The sequence below is a fragment of the Cloacibacillus porcorum genome (genome assembly GCF_001701045.1).
In the GTDB taxonomy this organism is placed as follows: domain Bacteria; phylum Synergistota; class Synergistia; order Synergistales; family Synergistaceae; genus Cloacibacillus; species Cloacibacillus porcorum.
Genome location: NZ_CP016757.1, coordinates 2,203,117 through 2,218,255, shown reverse-complemented (window position 1 = coordinate 2,218,255; position 15,139 = coordinate 2,203,117). Strand labels below are relative to the sequence as shown.

The window sequence follows — 15,139 nt, the reverse complement described above, 5'->3', positions numbered from 1 at the left end:
CCCCGTTTCTTGTGATATACTTACTAACGCTTCATGCGTGCCTGTAGCTCAGCTGGATAGAGTGCCGCCCTCCGGAGGCGAAGGTCTGGAGTTCGAATCTCCACAGGCACGCCACTTTTAAAAATCCCTCGGTGGCTATTATAAACGAAAAGACTAAGCGACTCACACGAAACGCGGAAAGCGGCGTTTCGGTTCGCTGCTTATCCGGAGGCGAAGGTCTGGAGTTCGAATCTCCACAGGCACGCCACTTATAAAATACCCACGGCGGCAATATCTTAAATGATTTAGGTGCGCTGATTGCAGGTGATCGGGATGGGTATTACTGTGTCTATCACGCTTTGCATGCCCCAATATCCTTGATACGGCAGGGGCTGTTGCCTTTTCATGTGACGAGCACGCAATATTATATTCTATGTGCCGCTGCTTCGCCGCGCATCGGTAATATTGAGGGTTAAGAAACATGTGATAATTATGAGAAAATAATGTAAATTTAGTCTATTGTCATCGGCAGGATAGTTTTTTTTACGATATGTTATACTCAGTTAAAGGTGTTTTTCGTTTCGCCTGTTCTCCGCTGATTCTTGCGGCGGCGCGGCGGAGCCGAGCAGCTCCTGATGATTCCAACGAAAGGAGAGCGAGTCGATGGCCTGTTGGACCGGACGGTGTCTCCGGCTCTGTCACAGAGAATGCTGAAAAAATTTGGACTGAGCAACACCATCCTCTTTTCAAAAATGGAAGAGGCTTTGAAATCGGTCCTGCCGATTGCGGCGATAGTCTTCGCCGTCTGTTTCGCGCTTGTGCCTGTGCCCGTCGGTGCGCTGCTGGCCTTTGTCTTTGGTTCGATCCTCCTTGTCATTGGAATGGGGCTCTTTACGCTGGGGGCCGATATCGCGATGACGCCGATTGGCGAGCATATCGGTTCGGCCGTTACACGGACGAGGAGCCTGTGGTTCATCCTGCTGATCAGCTTTCTTGTCGGCAGCTTTATCACTGTTTCGGAGCCGGATCTTCAGGTCCTTGCGGGGCAGGTCCCCAATATCCCTAACGCGGCCATTATCGGGGCGGTGGCAGCCGGTGTCGGCGTATTCCTGATGCTGGCGATGTTGCGTATGTTCCTAGGGGTACCGCTGCGGAATGTTCTGATCGTCTCTTACGCGCTTATCATTATTCTGGCCTTTTTTATACCGGTGGATTATATCGGGGTCGCCTTTGACTCAGGAGGCGTCACCACCGGGCCGATGACTGTACCTTTTATCATGGCGCTCGGCGTCGGCGTGGCTGCCTCCCGCAGCGACAGCAGCGCGCAGAACGACAGCTTTGGTCTTGTGGCCATCGGTTCCATCGGCCCGATACTTGCGGTTCTGATACTTGGCCTTCTCTATCCCGGAGGTGGCAGCGAATATACGCCGGTGGTAGTGCCTGATATTGAAAATTCTCAGGAGCTTTGGCATCTCTTTGCCGTTGAATTCCCGCGCTTCTTTTATGAGATCGCCCTTTCCGTACTGCCGATCGTCCTCTTTTTCCTCGCCTTCCAAATCTTTAAGCTAAGGCTCTATGGAACGGAAATTATCCAGATCACGGTCGGTATCCTGTATACTTATCTTGGATTGGTTCTCTTTCTTACCGGCGTGAATGTCGGCTTTCTGCCCGTTGGCAATTATATTGGGCAGCTGATCGGAGGACTGGAGAACAACTGGGTGATCGTCCCCATCGGTATGGTGATCGGTTACTTTATCGTCATGGCTGAGCCTGCCGTCCACGTGCTGAATAAGCAGGTGGTGGAGATAACGGCCGGCGCGATTCCCAAAAAGGCGATGAGCGTCAGCCTCTCGATCGGCGTCTCTATCTCTGTTGGGCTCGCGATGATGCGTATCCTGACGGGGCTGCCGCTGATGTGGCTCATCGTTCCCGGATATGCGATAGCGTTGGCGCTGAGTTTCATAGTGCCCCCTATCTTTACGGCGATCGCCTTCGACTCCGGCGGGGTGGCCTCCGGGGCGATGACGGCGACCTTCCTGCTGCCGCTGGCGATGGGGCTTTGTTCGGCGGTCGGCGGTAATATTACACAGGATGCATTTGGTGTGGTGGCGATGGTGGCAATGACGCCGCTGATCACCATTCAGCTTTTGGGACTGCTGTATATGCGCGGCGTCTCGGCGATGAAGAAAAATGAGCCTTGCCTATGATGGATTTGCTTAAACCTACAGGTTCGGAGGGGAGCGGTTATGAACGGAGTTAGTTTCGTGATTACGGTCGTTCAGCGCGAGTTGAGTGACAGCTACATAGATTTTTTTCATAAACATGGCGCCAACCTTGTATTCAGCTATCTCTGCGAGGGAACGGCGCAGAAGAAGGCGCTCCATCTGTGGGGGCTGGAGAAAAAGGAGATGCAGATCATCTGCTGTCTGTGCGGTTCGGAGGCTGCCAACAGGCTTCTTGACGGGCTTGTGTCGGAGATGCGGATAGACGCGCCGAATGCCGGTGTGGCCCTGATGCTCCCCGTGGACGGTGTCTCCGGAGTATCTAACGCGCAATGTCTGCCGGAAGGTTTGATAGACGACGAATTTAAGAAGAGGGTGGAAGATATGCAGTATTCGCTGATTGTCGCGATTGCCGAAAGGGGCTACGTCGATATGGTTATGGATGCGGCGCGTGAGGCCGGAGCGCGCGGCGGTACCGTCATCCACGCTAAGGGCACCGGAGCCCGCTTTGGCGCCAAATTTTTCGGCCTTACTATTGCGGCGGAAAAAGAGATGATCTACCTTGTCACCAGCAGTGAGGGCAAGGAAGCCATTATCGACGCAATCATTGACAAGGCCGGTCCCTCCACAGAGGCGAGGGCGATCGCCTTTACGGTGCCGGTTGAGCGGGTTGCGGGATTCTCAAAACTTTGAGGATTTTCAAAGTTTCAATATATAAAAGAAAATGCCGTCGGAAGCGAGGCGGTATTTTAGTCGTAACCGTGGCCGGATAAAGACAGGTAATTTTGAAAAAATGCCTATAAAATTTTGTGTCGTACCCTGACGTAGGGGCGCGTGTATTGTGTCCGGTATATTTTTCGATATGGGCTTCGTTCATCAGCCATTCAAAATGTCCATATGCGGTCTTTTATCACTGTTCTAATAAAGCCGAAATTACTAATGGGTTATCCTCCGTTCGCGGAGCATGACACTTATGTAAACGAAGAGGCTAATCGGTTTTCATGAGCGGCAGGTATGAAACGGCGTCGTTGATTTGCTTTTTCAGATATCTTTCATAACTATATTATGGTAAACTGTTTATTGGATAAACTAAAGTCTTTGCCCGTGCCGCTGGGGCTGTAAGGCCGGGTTTTGCAGGCGTTTTAAGCTTTATTCTCTGGGAGTGGACGATTATAGATATCTGCAAAAGAGGTGCCTGTTTACTTATTTATATCGTCTTTTTTCTCGTGCTGAATGCGCATATTGCAGCCGCTAACGGGCAGGGTGAGGCGGTAAAGATAGGCTTTTATGAAGACGGCGATTATATGAGCCGGAACAAGAGCGGCGAGTATGTCGGTTTCAACTTCGAGTATTTTCAAAAAATCACCAAGTATGCCGGCTGGAAGTATGAGGTCGTTGACGGCAAAAGCTGGGAAAATACCCTTAATATGCTCGAAAGAGGAGAGATCGATATTCTCCCCGCGGTCTATTACAACGACGAGAGGGCTAAAAGATTTCTTTTTTCACAGAGGCCGATGTGCAGTATCTATTCTACGCTGAATGTACGCGTAGATGATATGCGGTACGATTATGAAGATTTCTCGTCGTTTAACGGCATGCGCGTAGGCGTGATAAAAGATGGTCTGGACGCCGAGTATTTTAAGGAGTACTGCCGCAAAAACGGTTTTTCCGTCACGATCGTCCCCTATAGGGAGACCGCAGATCTTTTGTCCGCCCTTGACCGCGGCGAACTTGACGGCGTCGCCATATCACATCTTGGAAAGAACAGTGTTTTTCGCAGCGTGGCGCAGTTTGCCCCGCAGCCGCTGTATTTCGCCGTGGCGAAAGACAGGGAGAGGCTGGCCCGTACCCTTGACGAAGCGATGACCACGATAAAGCTGCGTGATCCATACTACGAGCAGAGGCTTTTTGAAAAGTACTTCGCCGTCAACGCTTTGCAGCGGCCGGTATTTACCAGGGAAGAGATGGATTATATCCCTAAAGCGCCGACTTTAAGGGCCGTTTATAATTACACTGAGGCCCCTTTGGAATATACTGACCCAAAAACCGGAGAATTTAAAGGTATCGTAGCCGATATGTTCCGTGTTATCGCGGCCTATTCCGGTTTGACATTTGAATTTTTGCCGGTACATAACCGTAATGAATCATGGAATATGGTCGACGGCGGCAGCGCGGATATTATTTGCGGTGTGGCGAACGATTACCTGTGGGCGGAAAGAAAACATGTTAACACCACCGTCTATTATTTACGCGCGCCATTTGTCTCCGTCAGCGTAAGCGGCGTCTCCGTCCGTAAGCGTATCGCTCTGCCGGAGGGCTGCTACTTTTCTCAAAAGATAGCGGAAGATAATCCACAGGCTGAGGTGGTCTATTATCCCTCGATCAGCGACTGCTTTGACGCTGTCGCGAAAAAAAGGGCCGATGTCACATATACGAACACCTATGTTGCGAATTACCTGCTGTCGGAACGAAAATATGAAAACTTCAATATGGCTGTGCTGAGCAACTATTATGACGATCTCAGCATCGGGGTTTCTAAAAGCGCCGATCCCCGCGTTTTCTCCATATTGGATAAATGTATTCAGTATATTTCCCGTGAGCAGATGGACTCAATAATCCTTGATAATTCCGTCATCTCAAGACCGGTGACTCTGCGGCGGATCGTCAGCGAATATCCGTTGGCGGCGGCCGGCGTGACGAGCGTTGTCTTTCTTGTCATTATCGGGGTCCTGGGCTACATAGCTGTCACGAATGCCGCGAATAACAGACGCTTCCACGCGCTGCTATACGTAGACGGCGTTACGGGGATATTCAATCTTAATAAATTCCGTCTGGATGCGGAGAAGATGCTTAAGGAGGCCGGGGATGATCCCTTGGCTCTCGTATACATGGATATCAATCAGTTTAAGACGATCAACGACAGCTTTGGTTTCAAGGAGGGCGACGAGATACTGAAACTGGCGGCGCGGACGCTCAAAGAAAACACCTCTCCCGACGAGTGCTGCGCGAGGGTATCCGCAGACCAATTCGTACTTCTCCTGCATTACAGCGATTGGGACGGGCTGCTGTCGCGGACGAATCTCATCGCGAAACAGATGGGCGCCGCGGTGGCGGCGATGAAGAAATCATATTCCATCTGTCTCACCTTTGGCGTCTATGTCACACAGCGCGGAGACAGCCCCGACGTCTCTCTGCTTATGGACTTTGCCAACTACGCGAGGATAAACGGCAAGAACACGGGTAAGAGTGTGACCCTGCGGTATGACGAAAAAATGCGCCAAGAGGAGCTTCGGCGCAGACATCTGGCCGATATAATGGCGCCGGCCCTGCAAAACGGCGAGTTTGTGCCCTATTTTCAGCAAAAGACCGATATGCGCACGGGGGAGACAGTGGGGGCCGAGGCGCTCGTGCGTTGGCTCCGCCGCGATGAGGGGCCGATTTCTCCCGGTGATTTTATCCCGTTTTTTGAGAGCAACGGCTTTATTATTGAGATCGACCTCTATATCTATGAACAGGTCTGTAAAACGATAAGGCGGTGGATGGACAGGGGGGTACGCCTCTTTCCCGTGTCGTCCAACTTTTCAAGGCTGCATTTTGAAGACCGGAATTTTCCCTATACCCTCGCTGAGATCGCGGACAGATACGGTGTTCCGCATGAATATCTTGAGGTGGAGATCACGGAAAATATTCTTATGGAGAATGTCGGGCAGATGCTGAGCCATCGTGATCTGCTGAAAAAACTGGGATTCCTCCTTTCCATAGATGATTTTGGCTCAGGTTATTCGTCGCTCAGCGTTCTGCAGCAGCTCTCCGCCGATACGATCAAACTTGACCGGAGCCTCATCTCCGACAGCTGCCATGAGAGGCGCGGAAGAATTATTGTCCAGGGGATAATCTCTATGGCGAAAGAACTGGGCATCGATGTAATTTGCGAAGGCGTTGAGACGAAGGAACAGGCGGAGATGCTGATCGGGATGGGATGTATCGCCGCACAGGGATTCTACTACGCCAAGCCGATGCCGCTGGATGACTTTGAGAAAAAATTTCTGCCATAGACAGTTGTAGTGTACGCATTATATTTCCTGCCGTTGGTGCGGCAGAGGGAAGTGAATCTGTGAATTCAAAAATTTTGCATTATCTTGTGCTCGTTATATTTGTATCCTCGGTGTTTTACGCCTGGCTGCTGGACTGGCGGCCCGGGGTCGTCGCCTGGCTCGTGCTCTCGGTCTCGGGGCTTGCCGCCGTAATGTCCGCGGCGATAATATTTCTCGACGCCAGAAAATAAGACGCCGCGCCTCTTCGAGCCTTATCCGCTGGAAAGGCTCTCTCCCTGTGAGCTGGCCGGCGGTTGAAAATAAAAAAGTCTCACAAACGTAGTGTTTGCAAGACTTGATATTTACTGGCGGAGAAGGTGGGATTTGAACCCACGTAGCGGCTCAGCACCGCTAAGACGATTTCGAGTCGCCCGCCTTCGACCACTCGGCCACCCCTCCCCGCATCTGAAGGACATAGAGCATTATACTCGATTTTTATAACTTTTCAAGCTCAATCTCGATAAAATATGTTTTTTGCCGTATAATCCCTGACATATGTTGTTGATATTCTGTAATTGTACTATACTTATACGCCATAAACTTCTAAAGTTAACAAAATGGAGGGCAGAAACGTGGCTTCAAAAAAATTTTTACAGACGACTAAGCGGGAGACCTTTATCATCATCGGTCTTTACCTGTTGTTTTTCTTTTGGTGGTATATGACCGCATACGGTTTTGGCGACGACCCGTCGCAGTACCGCTATGTATTCGGCTTTCCTGAATGGTTTTTCTACAGCTGTATCGCGGGCTATGTGGGAATATCTTTTATCCTGTGGATCGTGATCCGGCTCTTTTTTAAGGAATTGCCGCTTGATGAAGAGAGAGATGGGGTAAGAAAAGATGATTGACCATATGGGGATGATCGTGCCGCTGATCCTGTACTTTATCCTGATTATGGGGATCGCGCTATGGGGCAGCCGCGCAGCCGGTAAGCGGAGCGACACCAAGGGGTTTATGGAGGAATATTTTATCGGCAGCCGTTCGATGGGCGGTTTTGTACTCGCAATGGCGATAATCACGACATATACGAGTGCCAGCAGCTTTGTCGGCGGCCCCGGCGTCGCCTATAACGTCGGTCTTGGATGGATACTTCTCTCAATGATCCAGGTGCCTACGGCCTTTCTTACACTCGGCGTGCTGGGCAAACGTTTCGCGCTCATCGCGCGGCGCACGAACGCGGTGACTATAACGGATTTTATCCGCGCCCGCTATGGCAGCGACCTCGTGGTGATCCTCGCATCTCTGTCTCTGCTGGTATTTTTCATGGCCTCGATGCTGGCGCAGTTTATCGGCGGCGCGAGACTCTTTGAGTCCGTCACGGGGTATTCCTACCAGACGGGGCTGCTGATTTTTGGACTTACTGTGGTCATTTATACGACGGTCGGCGGCTTCCGCGCCGTAGTGCTGACCGATACGATCCAGGGAGTGATGATGCTTTTCGCCTCGCTTGCGATCCTCTACGCGGTCATCACCGCCGGCGGCGGTGTGGAGAGTATCATGCAGACGCTATATTCAATAGACCCCCAGCTTCTGACTCCCACAGGCGGCGGCAACGCGATCCCTAAGCCCTTCATACTCTCCTTTTGGGTGCTCGTTGGCATCGGTATCCTAGGACTGCCGCAGACGACGCAGAAATGTCTAGGCTATAAGGATTCGCGTTCGATGCACAACGCGATGATCATCGGGACCTTCGTCGTCGGCTTCACGATGCTGGCGATGCATCTTGTCGGTGCGATGGGCCGCGCCGTAATTCCTGATATCACGGTTGGCGACCTTGCCGTGCCCACGCTTACGGTACGCCTGATGTCACCATTCTGGGCGGGGATATTTATCGCGGGACCGCTCGCCGCGATCATGTCGACGGTGGACTCGATGCTGATCATGTGTTCGGCGGCCATCGTAAAGGATCTTTATTTCCACTATATCGTGAAGAACGACGAGAGCCGTCTGTCGCCGAAGAAGGTACGCGGCATGAGCCTTGTGGTGACAGCGGTCGTCGGCGTGCTGGTATTTTTCGCGGCGATGAAGCCGCCCTCTTTGCTCGTATGGATAAACCTCTTCGCCTTCGGCGGCCTCGAGGCTGTATTCTTCTGCCCGACGCTCTTTGGCCTCTACTGGAAGCGGGCCAATTCCACGGGCGCCATTTTGTCGATGATCTGCGGCGCGGCGGCTTTCTTCTGGTTCAACATCACAAAGACGAGTATCGCCGGTACGACCGCCATCGTGCCGACGCTGGTTATCGCGATCACCGCCTTTGTCGCGGGAAGCCTTCTGGGCCGTCCTGAAAGCGAAGAAAAGCTTAAGGTTTTTGAAATCTAGCATCATAAATCGGCGTTTATAAGCACGATTTGCGTCATAAAAAGGGGGCTCCGAATCCTCACCGTATGAAGATACGGTTCCGGTATCGGAGCCCCCATTTTATTTAGCAACTCGCACTTCTAAACGCCGATTTAGCTTCGAGTGGGGAAACGGTATATCGCGATTTGGCAAAGATTTTGGCGCCCTCTCTGAGGGAGCTCCCCGCGAAGCGGGGTGAGGGAGTTTTGACCTTAGGTTCTCCCTCGGCTTTTGCCGCGGGCTCTGTATGTCGCGGTTCCCGCGACATACAGAGCAACACTCCCTCAGTCTCGGCGGAAAAACACCGCCGAGCCAGCTCCCTCACATGAACAGAGTCCCGCAAACCGGACAACGCTATAAAAGCTCCCAAGGGTATCAAAAATTTATTCAATAAAGAGACTTCGATATTGCATCGGAGCCTTTTTCAATTTTATCTGTATCCTGTCGTTATTATAATACCTTATATATTCGTCTATGGCATCTTTGGCCTCCTCGTAGTTCTCCCATTTTACTCGGTTGACGAGTTCTGATTTAATGTGACTAAAGAAGTTTTCTGCACATGCATTATCCAAACAATTTCCTTTCCTTGACATTGAGACCTTGAGTCCGTATCTTTGTGTCAGGTTGAAATATGCATGGCTTGTATATTGAAACCCCTGGTCGCTGTGGAGGATTGGTCCATCAGCGACCACCTTATTATTATTTTCAAATGCTTTCTTCAATGTATCGGTTACTAACTTAATATTATTATTACGACTGATTTGATATCCCTGTATGGAATTATCAAAGAGATCTTTTATCATGGAGAGGAATATATTACCCTTTTTTGTTCGTATATATGTGATATCAGTAACCAGTTTCTGGTTTGGTCTGTCGGAACGAAATTCTCTGTTCAGGATATTCTCATAGCTGTGGATATTTCCTGACATCACTTTAAACTTTTTCTTTTTTCTTATTTCCGCTTGAAGTCCCGCTTTTTTCATAACACGCCTTACCCTCTTATTGTTTACATGAATGCCAATGAAGTTGTTGAGCCACAGAGTCATTCGCCTGTACCCATAAGTGTTTTTGTTGATATTCTGTCCCGTTCTTATTGCTTCTATGAGAGGACCGTCTTTATCTTTCATTCCACGCCGCTTTAGCCAACTGTAGTATGCGGAGCGTGATACGGACAAAAATCTACACATTCCACAGACAGAATGTTTTGTTGAAAATTCAAAAATGATCCTGTATTTAATATTTCTTTCTATCACCACCTTTGCAGCTCTAAGGCTTTTTTTAATACGTCGACCTGCATTTCCAGCTCTTTAATCTTTTCTATGCTATTTGTAACTTCCAATTTCTTATCTGGACAGTCTTGTTTTGAACTAGAAATATCCCCTTGTTCGATAAATTCCTTACACCATCGTCTTAAAAGAGAGGGACTTGAAATGTTAAAAGATGAGGTAACATCTACCATAGTACGTCCCTCTTCTAAATGAGCCGAAACAGCTTCAAGTTTTACAGCCTTGCTGTAGGTTCTTTTTTTCCTTGTATCATCCAGTAAGTCCTTCTGTCCGCTCTTATATAAAGATATCCATGTTTTAACAGAATCAGGACTAACACCAAGTTCTTCAGCAATCCGCCTTCGTGGAATTCCCTGTTTGTGCATCTCAATTGCTCTTATTCTTTCTTCTGTTTTACGTTTACGCATAGAAGATCCCCCTTTATATGTATTTAGTTTTATTATAATCCAGGGGCTTTATTTGGCTGTCCGATTTTCGGGATGCTGTTCAACAGAGGGCGCCTTTAAGGGCAAAGTCAAAAGATAAATCGCTGTTTATCTCTTCGCCCACCCGAAGAAAATCGGTTTTGCAAAATTCACATGATAGTAGGAAAATCGGCGCGAAGAAGTGCCGTAGGCTAGATAAGCCGGTCTCTGAGTACCGGAGCCGTATTGTTCATACGGTGAGGACACTCAGAGACCGGCTTATGACGCATACGGTGCTTATTCACGCCGATTTTGATAAACGCCGATTTAAGTTTGCTTTTTGAGAGGAAGCTGTGCTATACTAAGGAGCGGTGTATAGCACACACAGGCGTTGACGCAAAGGAGGTTCCCGCAGAGCGGGCTCCGGCGCGGATGAGACGTCTGGAGGAAAAAACAGGAGGGATTCACATGGGAGTAGTAAGTATGAAACAGCTTCTTGAATGCGGCGTCCACTTTGGACACCAGACGAGACGCTGGAACCCGAAGATGAAGCCGTTCATCTTCACGGAGCGCAATGGTATCTACATCATCGACCTTCAGAAGACGGTCAAGGGCCTTGAGAAGGCCTACGATTTCGTCCGCGAAGTCTCGAAGTCGGGCGGAAGCATCCTCTTTGTAGGGACGAAGCGCCAGGCGCAGGACCCCATCCGCGACGAGGCTCTTAAGGCCGGACAGTTCTATATCAACCAGCGCTGGCTTGGCGGTCTTCTCACAAACTTTACTACGATCCGCCGCCGCGTGATGCGTATGACGGAGCTGCAGCAGATGGAAGAGGACGGCAGCATCAACAAGTATCCGAAGAAAGAGATCATCCAGCTTCGCAAGGAACGCGAGAAGCTGGAAAAGTATCTCTCCGGCATTAAAGATATGAAGGACATCCCCGATGCCCTCTTCATCATTGACCCCCGTCGTGAGACGATCGCCGTTCTTGAGGCTCACAAGCTTGACATCCCCGTAATCGCGATCGTAGATACGAACTGCGATCCTGATGTCGTTGATTATCCCATCCCCGGCAATGACGACGCTATCCGCGCGATAGAGCTCGTCGTTGGCCTGATGGCCAACGCCTTCATAGAGGGTCGTCAGGGTCAGGATGCCCGCATAGAGGAGAAGGAAGAAGCCGCCCCTGTAGTGGAAGAAGAGGTCGCCGAACTTCCCGCCGAGGATATCTCGGAGGATGAAATGAAGCTTCGCGCGAAAGAGCTTGCCGAGCAGAAGGGCTGGAAGGAGACTAACTAAGATGGCAGAAATTACAGCAGCAATGGTGTCCGAGCTTCGCGCTCGCACATCGGTCGGAATGATGGACTGCAAAAAGGCGCTCGTAGAGTGCTCAGGCGATATGGAGAAGGCCTGCGACTATCTTCGTGAGAAGGGACTCGCCAAGGCGGCCAAGAAGGCTGAGCGCACCGCGGCTCAGGGCAAGATGTTTACCTATATTCACAGCAACGCGAAGCTTGCCGTTCTTCTTGAACTTGACTGCGAGACGGACTTTGTCGCCCGCACGGAAGAGTTCAACACGCTCGGACATGAGATCGCGATGCATATCGCCGCCGCCAACCCCTCATACATCAAGCCGGAGGATGTCCCCGCCGAAGTGCTGGAGCATGAGAAGATGGTCATCATGGCTCAGGCGCGCGAAGAGGGCAAACCCGAGAAGATGCTTGAAAAGATCGCCGAGGGCCGTATCAACAAGTTCTACGAGGAAAACTGCCTCCTGGAGCAGAAGTACATACGCAACCCCGACGTCAAGATAAAGGATCTTATCGTCGAGAACATCGCGAAGATCGGTGAAAATATCGTCGTTCGCCGCTACGCCCGCTTCATGATCGAGGGCTAGCTTCCAAACGAACCGTTAAAGGCGAGGGATTTTTAATCCCTCGCCTTTTTTCTAGGCGAATGCCGATCCGGCGATTTTTTTCAATGTATTTAACGGCCTCTGTGCCGTCGTTTCAGGCGGCCGGCTGAATTTTTAGCTCCTGCGCGAATGAGGCGGTCCGCCTGCGGCGCGCGGGAGGGATATTAGAATTTTACAAGCGAACTTATTTGTCCGCCGGGCGGTTATTGGGTTATTATAAAAAGCGGCTGCTAATAGAAAAAATAAATCTGTTCGGAAGGTGGTTAATGTTATGGAACGCAAATACAGCAGGGTTCTTCTCAAACTCTCCGGTGAAATCTTGGCGGGAGAGGGACATTTCGGCCTTGACTATGAGGCAATACGCGGGATATGCGAACAGATAGTTGAGGTCGCAGGCGAGGGTATCGCCATATCGATGGTGGTCGGCGGCGGGAATATCATCCGCGGCGCGCAGACCACAAGTATCGAACGCGCGCAGGCCGACTATATGGGAATGCTCGGCACGGTGATAAACGCGCTGGCCCTGCAGGATACGCTTGAACGCCTAGGACAGCCGACGCGCGTGCAGTCGGCGATCGAGATGCGTCAGATCGCGGAGACGGTCATCCGCCGCCGCGCGATACGCCACCTTGAAAAGGGACGGATCGTCATCTTTGCCGCCGGTACCGGCTCACCCTATTTTTCCACTGATACGACCGCCGCGCTGCGCGCCTCTGAGATCGGTGCGGACTGCCTGCTGAAGGCGACGAAGGTCGACGGGATATATGACAAAGACCCGGCGAAGTACAGCGACGCCGTGAAGCTGCCGCACGTCTCGTATATGGACGCGCTGCAGATGCAGCTTAAGGTGATGGACGCCGCGGCCTTCTCGCTCTGCCAGGAAAATAAAATTCCCATCGTCGTGTTCGACGTGCTCAAGAAAGGCAATCTGCGCAGACTGCTGATCGACGGAGAAAATATCGGCTCGATGGTCTCTTAAAGCAGCGAGGAATTGCTTTTTCCTCCGCCTTTGGAAAGAGGCTAAAGAGTGTTATAATCATAAAAAACATAAGGAGTGACCTGCATGCCTCAGAACGTACTTAAAGAACTGACCTCACGCTGCGAAAAGAGCATCGAACACCTGAAGGGTTCTATGCTTGGCGTCCGCACAGGAAGAGCGCATCCCGCACTTGTTGAAGAGATAAAGGTGGATTATTTCGGAACGCCGACTCCCGTCAAGAATATGGGCAGCGTTAATGTGCCGGAGGCACGCCAGATCGTTATCACCCCGTGGGACAAGACCGCCATGAAGGCCATTGAAAAGGCTATACAGTCTTCGAGCCTCGGCATCACGCCGCAGAACGACGGCGAGTCTATCCGCCTCAATCTGCCTGAGCTCACGCAGCAGCGCCGCGTCGAACTCAAGAAGATGGTCAATAAGATGGCGGAGGACGGGCGTGTAGCTGTGCGCAACATCCGCCGCGACGCGCTCGAAATCCTTAAAAAGATGGAAAAAGAGAGCAAGATAACCGAGGACGACCTAAAGAAGTTCCAAAAGGAGGCGCAGGACAAGACTGACGCCTTCATCAAGAAGATAGACGCGGTGCTTGCGGATAAAGAAAAAGAGATAATGGATAAGTAGCGCAAACCTCAAGCCGCCGGATACGGCGGCTTTTTTGTTGCCGCCATGACAGAGAGAGAATTGTTTGCAAGGGTAAAAGAGGCGGGCGGAAAAGCCTATCTTGTAGGCGGCGCCGTCCGCGACAGGCTGATGGGGCGCGCGGCTCACGACCGCGACTATGTCGTCTGCGGCCTGTCGCCGGAGGTATTTCACGCGCTCTTCCCTGGGGCGCGGCTGGTGGGACGTTCCTTTCCGGTCTTTCTTCTGGAGGTGGACGGCCAGCTTTGCGAGACCGCCTTCGCGCGCCGCGAGCGAAAAAACGGCTCCGGCTATAAGGGGTTTGAGGTCTGCTGCGCTCCCGATATAACGATAGAGGAAGACCTTTACCGGCGGGATACGACGGTAAACAGCATGGCGCTCGGCGCGGACGGCTGCCTGGTCGACCCCTACGGCGGAGCGTGCGATATTAAGCTGCGGCTGATACGGGCCACCTCGGAACACTTTTGCGAAGACCCGCTGCGAGCCCTGCGCGCGGCGCGTCAGGCGGCGCAGTTAGACTTTTCCATAGAGGCGGCGACGCTTGCGATGATGGGACGCTGCGCGGCAGAGCTGAGGGACGAGCCGCGGGAGCGTAAATTTGCCGAGCTTGAGAAGGCGCTCGGCGCGCCGCGTCCCTCGCGCTATTTCCGCAGTCTGCTGGCCGCGGGGCTCCTTGAGCAGGAATTTCCCTGGCTGTACAGGCTCATAGGCCAGAGCCAGCCGCCGGAATACCACCCCGAAGGCGACGCCTTCGAGCATACGATGCTGGTACTCGACCGTGCCGCGGCGATGACGGAGCGAGCCGAGGTGCGCTTCGCGGCGCTGATGCACGATATCGGCAAGGGTGAGACGCCGGCGGAGACGCTGCCGCACCATTACGGACACGAGGAGCGCGGCGGCGCGCTTATGAAGGATATCTCGGAGACCTTAGGGCTGCCGCGCCTCTGGAGCCGCTGCGCGAGGTTTGCGGCGGTGGAGCATATGCGCCCCTCGCGCATGAAAAACCCCGCGAAGATCAGGGATCTGCTCCGGGCGCTTGAGGGCGAGCCGCTGGGAGCTGACGGTTTTCGGACCGTCATCGCCGCCGACGGCGGCGAGATCCCGGACTTTCTCCTCGATTATGAAAGATTTCTGGCGACTATTAAGGCCGCCGCGAAATGCCGTGTGCCCGAGACTCTCGAGGGGCCCCAGATAGGCGAATATATCCGTTCAAATGAAATCCGGGCGCTGCGCGAAGCGCTGAAGGAGACCGGATAAAAAAGC

The 15,139-nt window shown here is 51.9% G+C and carries 13 protein-coding genes and 2 tRNA genes; 12 read left to right on the top strand and 3 right to left on the bottom strand.

Annotated features, from left to right (window positions below; genetic code table 11):
- The first annotated feature begins 37 nt into the window (after positions 1-37).
- The 5 genes from BED41_RS09990 (at position 38) to BED41_RS16485 (ending at position 6,486) form a co-directional block, all read left to right on the top strand.
- A tRNA-Arg gene (locus BED41_RS09990) sits at positions 38-114 on the top strand.
- A gap of 572 nt (positions 115-686) precedes the next feature.
- Positions 687-2,186: a DUF1538 domain-containing protein gene (locus BED41_RS09985; RefSeq protein ID WP_066745516.1), complete on the top strand. Its 1,500-nt coding sequence runs from the start codon at positions 687-689 to the stop codon at positions 2,184-2,186.
- Positions 2,187-2,225: 39 nt separating this feature from the next.
- Entirely contained in the window at positions 2,226-2,894 is a 669-nt protein-coding gene (locus BED41_RS09980) for a P-II family nitrogen regulator (protein ID WP_066745511.1), read from the top strand.
- A 611-nt stretch (positions 2,895-3,505) separates the two neighbouring features.
- A complete protein-coding gene (locus BED41_RS09975) occupies positions 3,506-6,256 on the top strand; it encodes an EAL domain-containing protein (protein ID WP_168160254.1) in 2,751 nt (916 codons plus the stop codon).
- Positions 6,257-6,315: 59 nt separating this feature from the next.
- The gene (locus tag BED41_RS16485) at positions 6,316-6,486 is read left to right on the top strand and encodes a hypothetical protein (protein ID WP_157102318.1); all 171 of its coding nucleotides are present in this window, start codon (positions 6,316-6,318) and stop codon (positions 6,484-6,486) included.
- A gap of 115 nt (positions 6,487-6,601) precedes the next feature.
- Here the strand turns inward: BED41_RS16485 and BED41_RS09970 are convergent.
- A tRNA-Ser gene (locus tag BED41_RS09970) sits at positions 6,602-6,694 on the bottom strand.
- A 173-nt stretch (positions 6,695-6,867) separates the two neighbouring features.
- Between BED41_RS09970 and BED41_RS09965 the strand changes: the two genes are divergently transcribed.
- Together BED41_RS09965 and panF are read left to right on the top strand one after the other, a co-directional pair.
- Positions 6,868-7,143 (top strand): YhdT family protein, encoded by a 276-nt coding sequence (locus BED41_RS09965; protein WP_229712291.1) that lies wholly within the window; start codon positions 6,868-6,870, stop codon positions 7,141-7,143.
- Entirely contained in the window at positions 7,136-8,614 is a 1,479-nt protein-coding gene (gene panF / locus BED41_RS09960; RefSeq protein WP_066745504.1) for a sodium/pantothenate symporter, read from the top strand. Before BED41_RS09965 ends, panF begins: the two co-directional genes overlap by 8 nt.
- A 401-nt stretch (positions 8,615-9,015) precedes the next feature.
- Here panF and BED41_RS09955 read toward each other — a convergent pair whose 3' ends face one another.
- The gene (locus BED41_RS09955) at positions 9,016-9,885 is read right to left on the bottom strand and encodes an IS3 family transposase (protein WP_229712433.1); all 870 of its coding nucleotides are present in this window, start codon (positions 9,883-9,885) and stop codon (positions 9,016-9,018) included.
- A complete protein-coding gene (locus BED41_RS09950; RefSeq protein WP_019263345.1) occupies positions 9,882-10,325 on the bottom strand; it encodes a transposase in 444 nt (147 codons plus the stop codon). Before BED41_RS09950 ends, BED41_RS09955 begins: the two co-directional genes overlap by 4 nt.
- A 465-nt stretch (positions 10,326-10,790) precedes the next feature.
- Here BED41_RS09950 and rpsB point away from each other — a divergent pair, with 465 nt between their 5' ends.
- From rpsB to BED41_RS09925, 5 genes are all read left to right on the top strand, one after another.
- Complete coding sequence (gene rpsB, locus BED41_RS09945) at positions 10,791-11,621, top strand: 30S ribosomal protein S2 (protein ID WP_066745501.1); 831 nt, start codon at positions 10,791-10,793, stop codon at positions 11,619-11,621.
- Position 11,622: 1 nt separating this feature from the next.
- Positions 11,623-12,219, top strand: a complete 597-nt coding sequence (tsf, locus tag BED41_RS09940) for a translation elongation factor Ts (RefSeq protein ID WP_066745495.1) — start codon at positions 11,623-11,625, stop codon at positions 12,217-12,219.
- Between the two features lie 289 nt (positions 12,220-12,508).
- On the top strand, positions 12,509-13,216 hold the full coding sequence (gene pyrH, locus BED41_RS09935) for a UMP kinase (protein WP_066745492.1): 708 nt from the start codon (positions 12,509-12,511) through the stop codon (positions 13,214-13,216).
- 84 nt (positions 13,217-13,300) lie between these two features.
- Positions 13,301-13,858, top strand: coding sequence for a ribosome recycling factor (frr, locus tag BED41_RS09930; RefSeq protein WP_066745489.1), 558 nt, complete (start codon positions 13,301-13,303; stop codon positions 13,856-13,858).
- Positions 13,859-13,918: 60 nt separating this feature from the next.
- Positions 13,919-15,133 (top strand): tRNA nucleotidyltransferase/poly(A) polymerase-related protein, encoded by a 1,215-nt coding sequence (locus tag BED41_RS09925; protein ID WP_229712289.1) that lies wholly within the window; start codon positions 13,919-13,921, stop codon positions 15,131-15,133.
- Positions 15,134-15,139 lie beyond the last annotated feature (6 nt).

Excerpts from the sequence above, each read along its gene's own strand:
- BED41_RS09985 (WP_066745516.1), top strand. The coding sequence starts at position 687 with ATGCTGAAAAAATTTGGACTGAGCAACACCATCCTCTTTTCAAAAATG.
- BED41_RS09980 (WP_066745511.1), top strand. The coding sequence starts at position 2,226 with ATGAACGGAGTTAGTTTCGTGATTACGGTCGTTCAGCGCGAGTTGAGT.
- BED41_RS09975 (WP_168160254.1), top strand. The coding sequence starts at position 3,506 with ATGAGCCGGAACAAGAGCGGCGAGTATGTCGGTTTCAACTTCGAGTAT.
- panF (WP_066745504.1), top strand. The coding sequence starts at position 7,136 with ATGATTGACCATATGGGGATGATCGTGCCGCTGATCCTGTACTTTATC.
- BED41_RS09950 (WP_019263345.1), bottom strand. The coding sequence starts at position 10,325 with ATGCGTAAACGTAAAACAGAAGAAAGAATAAGAGCAATTGAGATGCAC.
- rpsB (WP_066745501.1), top strand. The coding sequence starts at position 10,791 with ATGGGAGTAGTAAGTATGAAACAGCTTCTTGAATGCGGCGTCCACTTT.
- tsf (WP_066745495.1), top strand. The coding sequence starts at position 11,623 with ATGGCAGAAATTACAGCAGCAATGGTGTCCGAGCTTCGCGCTCGCACA.
- pyrH (WP_066745492.1), top strand. The coding sequence starts at position 12,509 with ATGGAACGCAAATACAGCAGGGTTCTTCTCAAACTCTCCGGTGAAATC.
- frr (WP_066745489.1), top strand. The coding sequence starts at position 13,301 with ATGCCTCAGAACGTACTTAAAGAACTGACCTCACGCTGCGAAAAGAGC.